Origin of the sequence: Leisingera sp. ANG-M6 (genome assembly GCF_000813905.1) — a bacterium.
Classification (GTDB): Bacteria; Pseudomonadota; Alphaproteobacteria; order Rhodobacterales; family Rhodobacteraceae; genus Leisingera.
Window position 1 is genome coordinate 1 of the sequence record NZ_JWLG01000034.1, and the last position, 16,729, is coordinate 16,729.

Here is a 16,729-nt window from a genome sequence, read left to right on the forward strand (position 1 = left end):
ACTATGGCAACCTGTGCCTGCAATTCTTAGGGCACTGCAACTTGACTGGGGAACCCATTGTCTTCGCGTAACTTATTGATCATTACCACGGACCGTAACTTTGCCCGCACGTTGCAGGGCTATATGGAGTCCGCCTATCCCGGCATGAAAGTGCTTTTGGCCAACAACCTGATGATGGCTTACAATCAGGCGGAGGCCGCACAGCCGGTGTTTGCCTTCGTTGAGGACGGGTTCACCAAGCTGCCTGAGTTTGAGATGATGATGGCGCTGTTTTCCGCCATGGACACCCGCTGGGTCTCCGTGATGGACACCCAGGGCGCCACGCCGGCCCGCAAGTCCTCACCGCTGCTTGATGTCGGCGCCGGTATCTTCGAGCTGACCAAATCAGACCACCCAAGCCAGTTTGCGCAGTATTTCGACATGATGCTCAACGCGCCGCGCCGCAGCCCCCGGGCTGCCGCAGGTGCCTCGGCCGCCCGGCCGGCCGCTGCTGCTGGCGGCAGCAAGAAACTTATCCTGATCGGATCCTCAACGGGTGGCGTGGAGGCGCTGCGCAGCGTGCTGGTCGGCTTCCCCTTCGACTGCCCTCCGACCCTGATTGTGCAGCACACCGGCAAGAATTTCGGCTCCGGGCTGGTGTCACTGCTGGACCGCATCTGCCCTGCCCGGGTGCGCCCGGCAGAAGACGGCACCACGCTGGAGCCGGGCCATGTTTACATCGCCGCAGGCCAGCGCCGCCACATGGGGATCACCAGCCGCAAGCCGCTGCGCCTGCGGATGAAGGAAGGCCCCGATATTTCCGGCCACACACCCTCTGTTGACGCTCTGTTCACCTCTGCCGTGCCATATGGAAAGGACGTTGTAGCCACCATCCTGACCGGCATGGGCCAGGATGGGGCCAGGGGGCTCCTGGAACTGCGCAAGGCCGGCGCCAAGACTTTTGCCCAGGATGAGAAATCCTCAGTGGTCTACGGCATGCCACGGGTGGCCTGGGAAATGGGGGCTGCCCAGCAGCAGGTGCCTCTGGCCCGGATGGCCAATACACTACTACAGGCCAGCAAGGTCTGATCGAACCGCAGGAAGGACCTGACTTTGACTACTGTTTTCGCCAATTCGAAATCCGTTACGGTTCTGCAGGGGGAATACCGGGTGAGCACGGATCAGAAGATCATGTTCTCCACGGTCCTTGGCTCATGCATCGCGGCCTGCATTTACGATCCGGAAAATGGTGTGGGCGGGATGAATCATTTCCTGCTCGCCAACGCCCGCCAGGGCGGTGCGGCCAACGCCCGCTACGGCATCCACGCAATGGAGCTGCTGATCAACGGCATCCTCAAGAAAGGTGCCAGCCGTTCCAACCTGAAGGCCAAGGTGTTCGGCGGCGCCAAGATGTCGGCAAACCTGTCGGATATCGGGGCTGCAAATGCCGATTTCGTGCAGCGGTTCCTGCGCGATGAGGGCATTCCCGTGATTTCTTCCAGCGTCGGAGGCACTTCGGCACGCCGGGTACGGTTCCACGCCTGTTCCGGCGCAGCCCAGCAGACACATGTCAAGGACGACCGCAAACTCGGCGAACTGGAACAGCGCGCCGCCGCACGTCCGGCTCCGGTCCCTGCACCGGCAGCGGCAGGCGCTGGCGCTGGCGTGGTGGATCTGTTCTGACCGGCCGCCACCTTCGGCACGCCGCCTGGCCTGCAAGGCCGCTGAGCACAGTGCGTGAAATACCGTTTGCCCGCACCGGCCGGCACAGGTAGTCCCTTAGGGGTCATGAGCGCATACCTGGCTTCATTCTTGAATTCATTGGCTTCGCCGGTTTTCTGGCGGAGCCTTGTTGCAGCAGGGGCGCTGATCTCCGGCATGGCCGGGCAACTGCAGGCCGAAGTCACCGTGTTTGCGGCCGCCAGCACCAAAACCGCGCTGGATGAGGCAGCGGCATCCTACCGGGACAGCACCGGTCAAAAACTAACACTCTCATATGCAGGCTCTCCAGCCCTGGCCCGGCAGATCCAGCTGGGCGCACCGGCAGACCTGTTCATCTCAGCCAACCCCGGTTGGATGGACGTACTGCAGCAAGAAGGCCTGATCGACGAAACCTCACGTCTGGACTTGCTTGCGAACAGTCTGGTTTTGATCGCGCATGGACCAGGTGCTCTGCCGCTGGACTTAGAGGCCGCGGATCTGGCAGGCCGGCTTGGCGAAAGCCGCCTGGCCATGGCGCTGGTGGATGCGGTGCCTGCAGGCATCTACGGCAAGGCAGCGCTGATGGCACTGGGGCAATGGAATGAGCTTGCTCCCAAGGTGGCTCAGACCGCCAATGTGCGCGCCGCGCTGGCGCTGGTTGCCTCCGGCGAGGCGTCAATGGGAGTTGTCTATGCCACCGATGCCAAAGCGGAAGATGGAGTCACGGTGATTGCAGCCTTTCCGGCAGACAGCCATCCTCCGGTCATCTACCCGGCTGCTGTCGTCACCGGCGGCAATATGGCTGAGGCAAAGGCGTTTCTGGATTTTCTTAACGGCCCCGCGGCCCGGAGCATCTTTCTGCATCGCGGTTTTGGAGAACCCCAAGAGTGAGCGCTGAATCTGCATGGCTGGGTCCCGAGGAATGGCAAGCGGTGATGCTGTCGCTTCAGGTCTCGATCTGGGCAACGCTGGCGGCACTTCCGCCGGCGGTCTTCACCGCCTACGCGCTGGCACGCTGGCAGTTTCCAGGTAAGCAGATCGTCAACAGCCTGGTGCACCTGCCGCTGATCCTGCCTCCGGTGGTCACCGGCTACTTGCTGCTCATGCTGTTCGGCACAAAAGGACCGGTTGGCGGCGCATTGCAGCAGATCGGCATCGTCTTTGCCTTCCGCTGGACCGGGGCAGCGCTGGCCGCGGCCATCATGGCCTTTCCCCTGATGGTGCGGGCCATCCGCCTGTCGGTGGAGGCGGTGGACCCCAAGCTGGAACAGGCCGCCGCCACCCTGGGCGCATCGCGCATCATGTGTTTTGCTACCATCACCCTGCCGATGATCCTGCCCGGGCTGATTGCCGGCGCGGTGCTGGGCTTTGCCAAGGCCATGGGCGAATTCGGCGCCACCATCACCTTTGTCTCCAGCATTCCCGGACAGACCCAGACGCTGCCTTCGGCGATCTATACCTTCCTGCAGGTGCCCGGCGGCGAGACCGCGGCGCTGCGGCTGACCCTGGTGTCGATTGCAATCGCCTTGACCGCGCTGCTGCTGTCGGAACTGCTGGCGCGCCGGGCGGCTGACCGGGCCGGGGGGCGCTGATGCTGACCGTTTCGCTGCAACATGCGCTGCCAGGGTTCGGGTTGGACGTGCAGTTTGAGGCGCCGCCAGGGGTCACCGTGCTGTTTGGCCGCTCCGGCACCGGCAAAACGACGGTGATCCAGGCGGTGGCCGGGCTGCTGCGGCCGGATCAGGGCCGGGTGGCGCTGCAGGGCGAGGTGCTGTGCGACACCAGCCGGGGGCAATGGCTGCCGCCGCACAAGCGCCGGATGGGCTGTGTCTTTCAAGAGGGGCGGCTGTTCCCGCATCTGACGGTGCGCCAGAACCTGGCTTTCGGCCAATGGTTCGCGCCCCGGAATGCAAAGCGAGAAAACCTGGACCGGGTGGTGGAGCTCTTGGGCATCGGCCCGCTTCTGCAGCGCCGGCCCGGACATTTGTCAGGCGGCGAAAAGCAGCGCGTTGCCATTGGCCGGGCGCTGCTATCCGCGCCGCGGATGATCCTGGCGGATGAACCGCTGTCGGCTCTGGATGAGGCCCGCAAGGCAGAGATCCTGCCCTATTTCGAGCGGCTGAGGGACGAGATCGGCATTCCGATGCTCTACGTCAGCCATTCGGCGGCTGAAGTCGCCCGGCTGGCGACCACCGTGGTTGTGCTGCAGGACGGCCAGGTTCAGCGGCAAGGCTCCGCGGCAGAGGTTCTGGGTGATCCCGCGGTTATGCCCGCAGGCGTCCGCGCGGCAGGCGCATTGCTGCAGGCACGGGTGGCGCGGCATCACGGCGACGGGCTGACAGAGCTGGATGCAGGCGGCGTGCCGCTGTACCTGCCGCAGATCGCCAGGGCGCCCGGCAGCATGGTCCGGGTGCGGGTTTCGGCGCATGAGGTGATCCTGTCGCGCCAGCGCCCCGAAGGGCTGTCGGCGCTTAACATCCTGCCGGGCACTGTGGAACATGTCCGCACCGGCGGCGGGCCCGGCGCTATGGTCTCGCTGACCACGCCGGCGGGCCGGGTTCTGGCCCGTGTCACCCGACGCTCCGCCCAGGCCCTGGGATTGGAGCCTGGCGCAGAATGCCATGCAGTGGTCAAAACCGTCTCCATTGCGCCGGAAGATATCGGCGGCGGCGGTGGATAGGGCCGCCAGTCACGTCTTCAAAAATACCAAGACAATCCTTCAGGTATTCTTGATACGGAAATAAGTTCGGTTGCGCCGGACAGGCGGGTATCAATGGAGCAGCACTTCAGCAGGAAAGGCAGCCGATGACCAAACGATCCTATTACGCTCCGGAAGGCGGGCTGCCGCCGCAGACCCAGCTGCTGACCGACCGCGCCATGTTCACCGAGGCTTATGCGGTGATCCCCAAGGGCACCATGAGCGATATCGTGGCCAGCCTCCTGCCGTTCTGGGACAAGGCGCGCTTCTGGGTGCTGTCGCGGCCCCTGTCGGGTTTTGCCGAGACCTTCTCGCAGTATATCGCCGAGGTGCAGCCCGGCGGCGGCAGCGACCGTCCGGAAACGGAAGCAGGCACCGAGGCGGTGCTGTTCGTGGTGCAAGGATCAATGACCCTGACCATCGACGGATCCGCGCATGAAATGGAGGAGGGCGGCTATGCCTTCCTGCCGCCGCAAGCGGTCTGGAGCCTGCGCAATAACGGTGACGCACCGGTCCGCTTCCACTGGATCCGCAAGGCTTATCAGCCGGTTGCAGGGCTGGACGCGCCTGAGGCCTTTGTCACCAGCGACAAACACGTCGACCCGACCCCGATGCCGGAAACCGAGGGCAAGTGGGCGACCACCCGTTTCGTGGACCCCAACGACCTGCGCCACGACATGCATGTGACCATCGTCACCTTCGAGCCCGGCGCGGTGATCCCCTTTGCCGAGACCCATGTGATGGAGCATGGCCTCTATGTACTGGAGGGCAAGGCGGTCTACCGGCTGAACCAGGACTGGGTCGAGGTCGAGGCCGGCGATTACATGTGGCTGCGCGCCTTCTGCCCGCAAGCCTGTTATGCAGGCGGCCCGGGCAAGTTCCGCTACCTGCTCTACAAGGACGTGAACCGTCACATGCCGCTGGCGCCGCTGCGCTGACGGGCAGGTCAGGGGAACACAAGCCGTTTTCCGGCATCGGGCTGCTCATACTCAGGCTGGCTGACTCTCAGGTCAGCTGGCCTGTTCGCTGTTATGAAGCACCCACCATTTATGCATTGCATGGAACATATCCGTTAGCGCCATCGCCTTGGCGGTTGCCGTATACTCCACCCTCGGCGGAACCTCGGGAAAGATCTCCCGGCTGACAAGGCCGTCTTTCTCCAGCGCCCTCAGCTGGCTGGTGAGCATGGTCTGGGTGATGCCTTCAACGTCACGCCTCAGCTCGCCAAACCGTTTGGTTCCCTGAAAAATCAGCACTTGAAGGATGATCAGCTTCCACTTGCCGCCAATGAGCTGTGCGATGTCCGGCATCGGACAGCGCTTGCCAAATGCCCCGCCAGATTGCGTCGTCTGGAAATTTTTCGGCGGCTCGGCATTCATTGCAAATCCTCCATGGTACAAAAATCATACTAACATGAATTTGAGGAGTTTCGCAGAAAATCAGAGTTGAGGATGCTATTCAGCCGGTACTTGTTATTGGAAGCAGCCGGGCAATAGTATCGTTTCCCTGACTAAGTAAGAAATTTCTGCCTACTTTTCAATTAATTAGCAGACGCTATCCTCCTCAGAGACACCTGAAGGAGGCACAAAATGACACTCACTATTCACACAATCAGCGGCGCACCCCGCGCCTGGCGTGTTCTCGCGGGCCTGGCACTCAAGGGGCTGAGCTGGGAGCAGAAGGTGCTGTCAGCGTCAGACGGCGAGCACAAGAAGGAACCCTTCCTTTCGCTCAATCCGCGCGGCACGGTCCCGGTGCTGGAAGCAGGCGGCTGCGTCATACGGGATTCCATCGCGGCTCTTGCCTGGCTCGACAGGGCCTTTCCGAAGCGTCCGCTGTTTGGCGCAACCCCGGAAGAAGCCGCAGAAATCTGGCAGATCACGATGGAGGCCAGCGGCTATCTGCGAGATGCCTGCCATGATGTGCTGGCGCCTGTGCTGGTTCAGCGTATCTCTCCGGCCCCCGGCAGTCCTGAAGAAACAGCGCTGAAGACCACGTCAGAGGCCCTGCACAGAGAGTGCCGCTGGCTGGAAGGGCTTCTGGACAGCAGGCCGTTTCTGGCCGGGTATGCCCCCAGCGCCGCTGACGCAGTAGTATTTCCGGAAGTCCGCCTGATCCAAAGGGCCGCCGAAACCCGACACGAGGTGATGGAGAAGCTCGGGTTCGGCTTCCCTCCGGATCTCTACCCCCGTCTGGCGGACTGGAAGGACCGGATGAGCGTGCTGCCCGGCATGGCCGAAACCCTACCGCCGCACTGGAACGAGCAGACCAGCAGCCCTGCCGCGCGGAACTATAAGCGCAGCATTTCCGCCGCCGCCACGCCAGATCAGGCTTTCCACGCCCTGACGCAGGGGTTCGGAGGCTGGTGGACGGAGCCGGATAATCCCATTCTGCAGCCCGGCGACCGCGCCAAATTCACCTTCCCTCCGGGACGCTCCTTCTGGATCTTTGAGGCCAAGCGCCTTGTTCCCGGCGAACTTGTCGAGCTCGAATGCGTCGAGGCGCTGCATCTGCACGAAGGGCAGCCCAGCGAAATCGAAACCGAATGGCTCGGCACGCGCGCTATTTGGCGGATTTCTCCGGATCCGCAGGGCTGCCGCATCCGGTTTGAGCATGAAGGCCTCAGGCCCAGCCTGCTCTGCTATGATGTATGCGAGGCTGGCTGGGACCATTTCTTCGCTTCCAGCCTGAAGGCCTATCTCGACACCGGTCAGGGCAGGCCGCACCGCACCGCGGAGGAATTGCAGCACTAGGCGCAGGGGGGCGTCAGGCGGCCGGCGCCCCCATTCCTTGCGACAGTTTCTGCGCGGCGTCCTTGACCAGGGTGCCGATGCCATAGATGCCGCCGTCCGGCATCCGTGCGGTGGGGCCGGAGATCGAAATTCCAGCCAGGACCTCGCCCTGCATGCCAAAAACGGGCGCCGCGACGCAACGCATGCCCGGCGCCTTTTCCTCATCGTCGAATGACCAGCCGCGGTTGCGGATTTGCGCCAGGTCTGCGCGCAAAGTCTCTGCCGAGGTCAGGGTTTTCTCCGTAAACCGCTCCAGCGTGCGCCCGCGCAGGAAACGGGCCAGCTGATCCTCACCGAAACAGCTGAGCAGCGCCTTGCCGATGCCGGAAGCATGCATGGGAGAAGTGGTTCCAGGCGGAAAGAAAGCCCGGATCGATTCATGGGTTTCCACCTGGCTCACGAACATCACATCGCCGCCGCGTTCGATGCCGAGGTTAGAGGTCTCGCCGGTAGCCTCCATCAGCTCCCGCATCACCGGCCGCGCCCGTTCGATCACACTGGAGCGGCGCAGGAAGGCGGAGCCGAGACGGAACGCCATCGCGCCGATGTGCCAGGTCTGCGACTGCGGCTCCATCTCGACAATCCGGCGCGCCTCCAGCGTTGCCAGCACCCGGTACATCGTGGCCGCCGACTGATCGAGCGCGGAGGAAAGCTCCGTCAGCGTCATGCCACTGGCGCCAGCTAGCGCGTCCAGCACATCCAGCGCCCGGTCCAGCGATTGGATCGTGGCCGGCTGACTGGCGGAATCAAAGCTTTTGGGGCGGCCCTTGCGGCGCGGCGGCTGGGACATTTTCAGGTCTTTCTTGGCAATTCAAGCAGCTGCTTATCGATAAAACTGAAAATACCTTCTGTACAGTGAAAAAACTAAACTCATTGAAAATATGGATAAATAACTCGTTTCTCCCATTTTTGAAATCTTTTTTCAAAAAAATATCCCTGCGGGCAGCTGCCCCTTACATTGGAGGAAATCGCCACAGGAGGGCACGACATGAGCTTTCAAAACCCAGTTTTCATTCCCGGTCCGACCAATATGCCCGAAGCACTGCGCAAGGCAGTGGACATGCCGACGCTGGACCACCGCTCGCCGCTGTTCGGCCAGATCCTGCACCCGGCACTGGCCGGTGTGAAGAAGGTTCTGAAAAGCGAATCCGCCGAGATCTTCGTCTTCCCGTCGACCGGCACCGGCGGCTGGGAAACCGCGATCACCAACACGCTGAATTCGGGCGACAAGATCCTGGCGGCGCGCAACGGCATGTTCAGCCACCGCTGGATCGACATGTGCCAGCGTCACGGTCTGGACGTCCAGGTTGTTGAAACCCCCTGGGGCGAGGGCCTGCCCGCGGACCGGTATGAGGAAATCCTGACCGCTGACACTTCCCACCAGATCAAGGCGGTTCTGGCGACCCATAACGAGACCGCAACTGGCGTCAAATCCGACATCGCCGCCGTCCGCCGCGCGCTGGACGCCGCAGGCCACCCGGCGCTGCTGTTTGTCGATGGCGTTTCCTCCATCGCCTCGATGGACTTCCGGATGGACGAATGGGGCGTCGATATTGCCGTCACCGGCTCGCAAAAGGGTTTCATGCTGCCGCCGGGCCTGGCCATCGTTGGCTTCTCGCCCAAGGCCATGAAAGCTGCCGAGACCGCGACCCTGCCGCGCACCTTCTTTGATATCAAGGACATGGCCAACGGCTATGCCAACAGCGCCTATCCTTACACGCCTTCTGTCGGCCTTCTGAACGGTCTGAACATGGCTTGTGGTATGCTGCTGGATGAAGGGCTGGAGAATGTCTTTGCCCGCCACCACCGGATTGCCGAGGGCGTCCGCGCCGCGGTCCGCGCCTGGGGGCTGGAGCTGTGCGCCGTGTCGCCGGATGTCTACTCCGACAGCGTCAGCGCCATCCGCACGCCGGACGGCTTTGACGCCAACAAGTTCGTGAGCCTGGCGGCCGAGAAATACGGCGTCGCCTTTGGCACCGGCCTGGGCGAAGTCGCGGGCAAGGTGTTCCGCATCGGCCACTTGGGCAGCCTGACCGATGTGATGGCTCTGTCCGGCATTGCCACCGCCGAAATGGTTATGGCCGACCTCGGCCTCAACATCCAGCTGGGCTCCGGCGTGGCAGCGGCGCAGGACTACTACCGCGGCAACACCGCCTCCAGCACCAAGGCTGCCGCCTGATGAAGGATACCGCGATGTATATCCCGACCTATGAGGACATGCTGGCTGCGCACGTTCGCATCCAGCCCCATATCCGCCGCACCCCGGTGCGCACCTCTGCTTATCTGAATGAACTGACCGGGGCCGAGCTGTTCTTCAAGTGCGAGAACTTCCAGGAGCCGGGCGCCTTCAAGGTGCGCGGCGCCACCAACGCGGTGTTCGGGCTGGATGAGGCGCAGGCCGCCAAGGGCGTCGCCACGCACTCCTCGGGCAACCATGCCTCCTGCCTGTCTTATGCGGCAATGCTGCGCGGCATCCCGTGCAACGTGGTCATGCCGCGCACCGCGCCGCAGGCCAAGAAGGACACCGTGCGCCGCTATGGCGGCAAGATCACCGAATGCGAGCCTTCGACCAGCTCGCGCGAGGAGACCTTTGCCAAGGTGCAGGCCGAGACCGGCGGCGACTTCGTGCATCCTTACAACGACCCGCGCGTGATTGCGGGGCAGGGCACCTGTGCCAAGGAGTTTGTGGAGCAGACCGACGGTCTCGACATGGTTGTGGCCCCGATCGGCGGCGGCGGCATGATTTCGGGCACCTGCCTGACGCTGTCGACGCTGGCGCCGGAAACCCAGGTGATCGCGGCGGAGCCGGAGCAGGCCGATGACGCCTACCGCAGCTTCAAAGCGGGCTACATCATCGCCGATGATGCGCCCAAGACCATCGCCGACGGGCTGCTGGTTCCGCTGAAAGACCTGACCTGGCATTTCGTCAGCAACCACGTCAGCGAGATCTACACCGCATCCGATGCGGAGATCATCGACGCAATGAAACTGATCTGGAAGCACCTGCGCATCGTGATGGAGCCGTCCTCCGCGGTGCCGCTCGCCACCATTCTGAAAAACAAAGACGCCTTCGCGGGCAAACGCGTGGGCCTGATCGTCACCGGCGGCAATGTCGACCTCGACAAGCTGCCCTGGATGAACAGCTAAACTGGGGAATAGAGAAATGAACGCACAGACCAAATTCGAAGAACTTGAAGTCGGCTATGACGTCCCGGCGATCCCGGGCATGGACGAGGCTGACATCCAGACCCCGGCGCTGGTCCTCGACCTGGACGCGCTGGAGCGCAACATCAAGAAGATGGGCGACTATGCCAAGGCGCATGGCATGCGCCACCGGGTGCACGGCAAGATGCACAAGTCGGTGGATGTGGCCAAGCTGCAGGAGACCTTGGGCGGCGCGGTTGGCGTCTGCTGCCAGAAGGTGTCCGAGGCCGAGGTCTTTGCCCGTGGCGGCATCAAGGACGTGCTGGTCTCCAACCAGGTGCGCGACCCGCAGAAAATCGACCGCCTGGCCCGCCTGCCCGAGCTGGGCGCCCGCACCATCGTCTGCGTTGACGATCTGGACAACGTGGCGGACCTGTCGGCAGCAGCGCAAAAGCACGGCACCGAGCTTGAAGTGTTCGTCGAGATCGACTGCGGCGCAGGCCGCTGCGGCGTGACCACCACCGAAGCTGTGGTTGAGATCGCCAAAGCAGTGAACGCTGCAGAGAACCTCAAGTTCTCTGGCATCCAAGCCTATCAGGGCGCGATGCAGCACATGGACAGCTACCAGGACCGCAAAGCCAAGCTGGACATCGCCATCGCGCAGGTTGCCGATGCGGTTGAGGGCCTGAAGGCCGAAGGCATCGAGTGCGAGCTGGTCTCCGGCGGCGGCACCGGCTCCTACTACTTCGAGTCGAACTCCGGCGTGTACAACGAACTGCAGTGCGGCTCCTACGCCTTCATGGACGCGGACTATGGCCGTATCCTGGACAAGGACGGCAACCGGATCGACCAGGGCGAGTGGGAAAACGCCTTCTTCCTCTACACCCAGGTGATGAGCCACGCCAAGGCCGACAAGGCCATCGTGGACGCGGGCCTCAAGGCGCAGTCCGTGGACAGTGGCCTGCCCTTCATCTTCGGCCGCGACGACGTGGAATACATCAAATGCTCAGACGAGCACGGTGTGGTCTCCGACCCGAACGGTGCGCTGAAAGTGGGCGACAAGCTGCGCCTGGTGCCCGGCCACTGCGACCCCACCGCCAACGTGCATGACTGGTACGTCGGTGTCCGGAACGGCAAGGTCGAAACCGTCTGGCCCGTCTCGGCCCGCGGCAAGGCCTACTAAGCAAACGATCCCCGAACTGGCGGAGGTGCGCATGCCGCCCTCCGCCGGCTTTTTTGTTGAGGAGAAACAGACATGTATATCGTTCCGGAAAAGGCGATTGCGGATCTTGTGACCCGCGAAGCCTCGTTCGATGCGGTCGAGAAGGTCTTTGCCGCGATGGCCGCAGGCGATGCCTACAACTTCCCCGTGGTGCGCGAGGCAATCGGCCACGAGGACGCGCTCTACGGCTTCAAGGGCGGCTTTGACCGCGCGGGCCTGACGCTGGGCCTCAAGGCCGGCGGCTACTGGCCGAACAACCTGGAAAAGCGCGGGCTGATCAACCACCAGTCCACCGTCTTCCTGTTCGACCCGGACACCGGCAAGGTGAAGGCGATGGTGGGCGGCAACCTCTTGACTGCGCTGCGCACCGCAGCGGCATCCTCAGTGTCGATCAAGCATCTGGCCCGCCAGGACGCCAAGGTGATCGGCATGATCGGCGCCGGCCACCAGGCCACCTTCCAACTGCGCGCCGCCCTGGAGCAGCGCCAGTTCGAGAAGGTTATCGGCTGGAACTACCACCCGGAAATGCTGCCCAACATCGAAAAGGTCGCCGCGGAAGCAGGCCTACCGTTTGAAGCAGTGGACCTCCCCGGCATGACAGAGGCGGATGTGATCATCTCCATCACCTCGGCCTTTGCACCGTCCCTGATGGCAGATCACGTCAGCCCCGGCACCCATGTCGCCTGCATGGGCACCGACACCAAGGGCAAGCAGGAGGTCGAGGCCGAACTTCTGGTCAAGGCATCCGTGTTCACCGACGAAGTGGCGCAATCCATCACTATCGGCGAGGCGCAGCACGCGGTGGCGCAGGGCCTGATCCAGGAGTCTGATGTTGCCCAGATCGGCGCGGTCATCAACGGCACCAATCCGGGCCGCACCTCGGACGATCAGATCACCCTGTTCGACGGCACCGGAGTCGGCCTGCAGGATCTGGCCGTTGCGGCCTCTGTTGTGGAAGTGGCGGTTGAAAAGGGCATCGCCATCGAGGTCGATTTCTAAGCCCCGGCCAGAAACACATTCTGCAAATATCCGCATAGCGGAACGGCAGGAGAGAGGTGTACCTCTCTCCTGTTTTCTTTTGGGGGACTGAAAAAATGTTTCTGGGATTGAGCCTGCTGGTGGTCGGCGTGGTGCTGTGTTTGAACGGCATCTGGCAGATGGGCCGTATTCAGGACCGCGAGATCATCCTGATCAACGCGGTTGCATCACTGGTGTTCTTTGCCATCGTTCTGCTGATCGCGCTGGCAGCGCAGCAACCTGCGGACCTGCTGGATGCGGGCATGACGCTGCTGTTCGGCACCACCTATCTGTGGGTGGCCTACAACCGCATCTTCGCCTCCAGCGGCGAGGGGCTGGGCTGGTTCAGCGGCTTTGTCGCGCTGACCGCGGCGCCGATGGTGCTTCGGGTGCTGACGCAGGTGGACGGGCTGTTCGATGTCTGGCTGGCAGGTTGCTGGGCCGCCTGGTCCGGGCTGTGGTTCCTGTATTTCCTGAACCTCGCGCTCAATCGCGGCAGCCCCCGGCTGACCGCCATTGCAACGCTACTGTGCGGGATCTTCACCGGCTGGCTGCCGGGGTTGGCAGTGCTGCACGGGCTGGCTGGCTGAAACGAAAAGAACCGGCCCATTGCGGGCCGGCTCCTCTTGTTACTTCAACGTTTGTGCCTGCTTCAGGCGTGATCCTCATGCGGCAGCGACCCGCGGCCGTGGCCGCTCATCCCGCCGGAGACTTCCTCGGTGGCCTCCCCCGCCAGTTCCTGCGGCAGCACCAGGTTCAGCACGATGGCAATCAGCGCTGCAGGCAGCAGACCGCTGGTCAGCAGGATGCGTGCGGTGTCCGGCATGTGCTGCAGCGCGCCTGGTTCCAGCTGCAGACCCAGGCCGATGGACAGGGAGATCGCAAAGATCACCATGTTGCGGCGGTTCCAGTCCACGTCCGACAGCATCGAAACGCCTGCCGCAACCACCATGCCGAACATCACGATCACACCGCCGCCCAGCACCTCGATCGGCACCGTGCGGATCACCGCGCCCACCTTGGGGATCAGCCCGCACACGATCAGGAAGATGGCCCCGCAGGTCACCACGTGGCGGCTCATCACCCCGGTCATCGCGATCAGGCCGACGTTCTGGGAAAACGACGTGTTGGGGAAGGCGCCGAAGAATCCCGCCACAGCTGTACCCACACCATCGGCATAGGTCGCACCTGCGATCTCCTCCTCGGTGGCCTCGCGGCCCGCGCCGCCCTTGGTCACGCCGGAAACGTCACCGACGGTCTCAACCGCGGAAACAAAGCTCATCAGGCAGAAGCCGATGATCGCCGCAGCCGAGAACTCGAAGCCGTATTTGAACGGCTGCGGCAGGGCAAAGGCTGCGGCCCGCTCCCAAGAGCCGGAAACGGCTTCAAACGTCAGCATTCCCGTCATCAGCGCATAGATGTAGCCGACGATCAGGCCCAGCAGCACGGCGGAGACCGAAAGCATCCCCTTGGTGAAGAACTTGAGGCCGAGGGTGACGAAAATCACTACCAGCGCCGCCGACCAGTTCAGCAAGGAACCGTACTCCGGCGTGCCGATGGCCGGAACACCGCCCGCGGCGTACTGGATGCCGACCTTCACCAGCGCCAGCCCGATCATGGTGACCACCAGTCCGGTAACCAGCGGCGGCAAGGCAAAGCGGATCTTGCCGATCACCGTACCGAGCAGCCCGTGGAAAATGCCTCCAACAATGACACCGGTGAACAGCGCGGCCAGCCCGTCGACACCCTTGCCCGCAACCAGCGGGATCATGATTGGCAGGAAGGCGAATGAGGTGCCCTGCACAATCGGCAGCGCCGAGCCGATGGGGCCCACGGTGATGGTCTGCAGCAGGGTGGCGATGCCGGCAAACAGCATCGACATCTGGATCAGATAGAGCAGTTCGGGGAAATCGGGCGAATTGGAGCCGAAGCCGAAACCGGCGGCGCCGGCCACGATGATGGCGGGTGTCACGTTTGAAACGAACATCGCCAGCACATGCTGGATGCCCAGCGGCACCGCCTTGTGCAAGGGCGGTGTGTAATTGGGGTCGCGCAGCTGTGCTGGCGTCCCGATGGAAGTGTCAGCCATGATTGGAATCTCCTGTCGGTCATGGGGATCTTGCCGCTTCTTGTTTTTGTTGGCGGCTTGAAGGTGTGCGGTCAGTCTGCGACCACGGTAAAAGGCTCCTTGAACCAGTGTTCTTCGAGATTGGGGGAGGTACCGATCCGGTCGACAACGATATATTGGCCGGGTGCTCCCAGCGGGGCGAGCACCCCGTGCCAAGTGCCGCGGTGCAGATTGATGGATTGGCTCGGCTGGCTGATGAAGGCCTGCAGGTTGACCGGCACACCGCCATCGTCGTCCGCGACTACAACCAGCATAGGAACGCCGCTCACTGGCACAAAGGCCTGGCTGCCCTCCGGATGGCGCTCCACCATGTCCACTTTGTGCGGCAGATGGCGGGCCTTGGCATCAAACAGGCTGATACCTGCCCGTCCGTCCGGGCCGAAATCCAGGGCTGCGCGGTCGTGGTGACGCCCGCACATGCCCTGATTGATGATCTTGTCCGGCGCGCCCGCAACCTCGATCACGTCGCCATAGGGTGCAAAAGCCGCTGCGGTCAGCGGCTTCGCTGTCAGCCGCCCGCTCACGGCAGCAGGTCCTGCAGCCGGAACTGGGCGATGCGCTCGACCTGGCGGCAGGCCTCGTCGAACTCGGTGGCCCGGTCGTTATGGATACGGCGGTGGAAGGCCTCCATGATCGACGCCTTATTGTGATCCCGCACCGCGATGATGAAGGGGAAGCCGTGCTTCTCCACATATTCGATGTTGAGCCGGGTAAAGGTATCGCGCTCCTCATCGGTCAGCATGTCGAGACCAGCACTCGATTGTTCCGAGGTGCTTTCGGCTGTCAGACGGCCAGCGGCGGCCAGCTTGCCCGCCAGATCAGGGTGCGCGGTCAGCACGCCCAGGCGCTCATCCTCACTGGCGGTGCGGAAAATCCGGCACAACGCATTGTGGACACCGGCCGCGCAGTCATGCGCGGGCCCCAGCTCCAGATCAAAGGCACGGTCGGCGATCCAGGGCGAATGCTCGAAGATCGAGCCGAACTTGGCGACAAACGCCTCGCGCTCCATTTGGCTGGGGCGCTCGCGCTTCACCGGCGGGTGGGTTTCTGCCCAATGCTCAGCAATGTCGATGCGGCGCGGGCACCAGACACCCTCGAAGCCCTGGATATAGTCGATGAACCGCTTGAGCCCCGCGATCTTGCCCGGACGGCCCACCAGACGGCAGTGCAGGCCGATGGTCATCATCTTCGCAGCACCCGCCTCGCCCTCGGCATAGATCACGTCAAAGGCATCCTTCAGATACTGGAAGAAATGCTCGCCCGTGATCCAGCCCGGCGAATTGGAAAACCGCATATCGTTGGCTTCCAGCGTGTAGGGAATGATCAGTTGATCATGGCCGCCGGTCTCCAGCCAATAGGGCAGGTCGTCGTCGTAAGTGTCGGAGATGTAGTCAAATCCGCCTTCCTCGGCCACCAGGCGCACCGTGTTGGCACTGCAGCGTCCGGTGTACCAGCCGCGCGGGCGGGTGCCGGTGACCTCCGTGTGCAGGCGCACGGCTTCGGCAATGGCGGCGCGCTCCTCATCCTCGGCCATGTCCTTGTGCTCGACCCATTTCAGGCCGTGGCTGGCGATCTCCCAGTCCGCGTCCTTCATCGCCTGCACCTGCTCCGGCGAGCGGGCAAGGGCAGTGGCAACGCCATAGATGGTCAGCGGAATGCCCGCGCCGGTGAACAGCCGGTGCAGCCGCCAGAAGCCGGCGCGCGACCCGTATTCATAGATCGACTCCATGTTCCAGTGGCGCTGGCCGGGCCATTGCGCGGCACCGGGAATGTCGGACAAGAACGCCTCAGAGGCCGCATCCCCATGCAGGATGCAGTTCTCGCCGCCTTCTTCATAGTTCAGAACAAATTGCACGGCGGCTTTGGCCCCATTGGGCCACTGCGGGTCAGGTGCGGCAGCACCGTATCCGCGCAAGTCACGGGGATAGCGCGTCACGTCAGGTCTCCTGTCTTTTTATTATGTATAGAACAGATAATCCGCTTCGGCTTTCAGTATATTTTTGAAAGAACTTTTTGACTCTTCCTTCTGTATGCATTGGCCTGATGCG

General features: G+C 62.9%; 17 protein-coding genes. 12 read left to right on the forward strand and 5 right to left on the reverse strand.

The genetic code is table 11. From position 1 onward, the window contains the following. The first annotated feature begins 123 nt into the window (after nt 1–123). From RA24_RS21035 to RA24_RS21060, 6 genes are all read left to right on the forward strand, one after another. Entirely contained in the window at nt 124–1,068 is a 945-nt protein-coding gene (locus RA24_RS21035) for a CheB methylesterase domain-containing protein (protein ID WP_052254223.1), read from the forward strand. Nucleotides 1,069–1,092: 24 nt separating this feature from the next. After that, on the forward strand, nt 1,093–1,662 hold the full coding sequence (locus tag RA24_RS21040; RefSeq protein ID WP_019294499.1) for a chemotaxis protein CheD: 570 nt from the start codon (nt 1,093–1,095) through the stop codon (nt 1,660–1,662). 105 nt (nt 1,663–1,767) lie between these two features. Continuing rightward, on the forward strand, nt 1,768–2,571 hold the full coding sequence (modA, locus tag RA24_RS21045) for a molybdate ABC transporter substrate-binding protein (RefSeq protein WP_039194166.1): 804 nt from the start codon (nt 1,768–1,770) through the stop codon (nt 2,569–2,571). Beyond that, nucleotides 2,568–3,272, forward strand: coding sequence for a molybdate ABC transporter permease subunit (modB, locus tag RA24_RS21050; RefSeq protein WP_039194169.1), 705 nt, complete (start codon nt 2,568–2,570; stop codon nt 3,270–3,272). The genes modA and modB overlap by 4 nt, the downstream gene beginning before the upstream one ends. Continuing rightward, entirely contained in the window at nt 3,272–4,360 is a 1,089-nt protein-coding gene (modC, locus tag RA24_RS21055) for a molybdenum ABC transporter ATP-binding protein (protein WP_019294502.1), read from the forward strand. The genes modB and modC overlap by 1 nt, the downstream gene beginning before the upstream one ends. Before the next feature lie 125 nt (nt 4,361–4,485). Then, nucleotides 4,486–5,316: a bifunctional allantoicase/(S)-ureidoglycine aminohydrolase gene (locus tag RA24_RS21060; RefSeq protein ID WP_019294503.1), complete on the forward strand. Its 831-nt coding sequence runs from the start codon at nt 4,486–4,488 to the stop codon at nt 5,314–5,316. A gap of 72 nt (nt 5,317–5,388) precedes the next feature. On the opposite strand, the gene RA24_RS21065 is transcribed toward RA24_RS21060, so the two are convergent. Continuing rightward, nucleotides 5,389–5,757 carry a winged helix-turn-helix transcriptional regulator gene (locus tag RA24_RS21065; protein ID WP_019294504.1) on the reverse strand — a complete coding sequence of 123 codons (369 nt, stop codon included), beginning with the start codon at nt 5,755–5,757 and terminating at the stop codon, nt 5,389–5,391. Nucleotides 5,758–5,967: 210 nt separating this feature from the next. Between RA24_RS21065 and RA24_RS22130 the strand changes: the two genes are divergently transcribed. Then, nucleotides 5,968–7,131, forward strand: a complete 1,164-nt coding sequence (locus RA24_RS22130) for a glutathione S-transferase N-terminal domain-containing protein (RefSeq protein WP_241480988.1) — start codon at nt 5,968–5,970, stop codon at nt 7,129–7,131. A 13-nt stretch (nt 7,132–7,144) separates the two neighbouring features. On the opposite strand, the gene bhcR is transcribed toward RA24_RS22130, so the two are convergent. Then, on the reverse strand, nt 7,145–7,960 hold the full coding sequence (gene bhcR, locus RA24_RS21080) for an HTH-type transcriptional regulator BhcR (RefSeq protein ID WP_019294506.1): 816 nt from the start codon (nt 7,958–7,960) through the stop codon (nt 7,145–7,147). 198 nt (nt 7,961–8,158) lie between these two features. Here bhcR and bhcA point away from each other — a divergent pair, with 198 nt between their 5' ends. The 5 genes from bhcA to RA24_RS21105 all read left to right on the forward strand — a co-directional run bounded on the left by bhcA (nt 8,159) and on the right by RA24_RS21105 (nt 13,143). Next, nucleotides 8,159–9,349, forward strand: coding sequence for an L-aspartate--glyoxylate aminotransferase BhcA (gene bhcA, locus RA24_RS21085; RefSeq protein WP_039194170.1), 1,191 nt, complete (start codon nt 8,159–8,161; stop codon nt 9,347–9,349). After that, entirely contained in the window at nt 9,349–10,317 is a 969-nt protein-coding gene (bhcB, locus tag RA24_RS21090; protein WP_039172432.1) for a beta-hydroxyaspartate dehydratase BhcB, read from the forward strand. The genes bhcA and bhcB overlap by 1 nt, the downstream gene beginning before the upstream one ends. 16 nt (nt 10,318–10,333) lie before the next feature. Next, complete coding sequence (gene bhcC / locus RA24_RS21095; RefSeq protein WP_039194173.1) at nt 10,334–11,497, forward strand: 3-hydroxy-D-aspartate aldolase BhcC; 1,164 nt, start codon at nt 10,334–10,336, stop codon at nt 11,495–11,497. 72 nt (nt 11,498–11,569) lie between these two features. Next, a complete protein-coding gene (bhcD, locus tag RA24_RS21100) occupies nt 11,570–12,535 on the forward strand; it encodes an iminosuccinate reductase BhcD (protein WP_039194176.1) in 966 nt (321 codons plus the stop codon). Nucleotides 12,536–12,630: 95 nt separating this feature from the next. Beyond that, nucleotides 12,631–13,143, forward strand: a complete 513-nt coding sequence (locus RA24_RS21105) for an AmiS/UreI family transporter (protein WP_039194179.1) — start codon at nt 12,631–12,633, stop codon at nt 13,141–13,143. Nucleotides 13,144–13,205: 62 nt separating this feature from the next. Here RA24_RS21105 and RA24_RS21110 read toward each other — a convergent pair whose 3' ends face one another. The 3 genes from RA24_RS21110 to puuE form a co-directional block, all read right to left on the reverse strand. Then, nucleotides 13,206–14,642, reverse strand: coding sequence for a nucleobase:cation symporter-2 family protein (locus RA24_RS21110; protein ID WP_039194181.1), 1,437 nt, complete (start codon nt 14,640–14,642; stop codon nt 13,206–13,208). A 71-nt stretch (nt 14,643–14,713) separates the two neighbouring features. Then, on the reverse strand, nt 14,714–15,205 hold the full coding sequence (locus tag RA24_RS21115; RefSeq protein ID WP_039194184.1) for an ureidoglycolate lyase: 492 nt from the start codon (nt 15,203–15,205) through the stop codon (nt 14,714–14,716). Beyond that, nucleotides 15,202–16,617: an allantoinase PuuE gene (gene puuE, locus RA24_RS21120; protein WP_039194187.1), complete on the reverse strand. Its 1,416-nt coding sequence runs from the start codon at nt 16,615–16,617 to the stop codon at nt 15,202–15,204. The genes RA24_RS21115 and puuE overlap by 4 nt, the downstream gene beginning before the upstream one ends. Nucleotides 16,618–16,729: the final 112 nt, after the last annotated feature.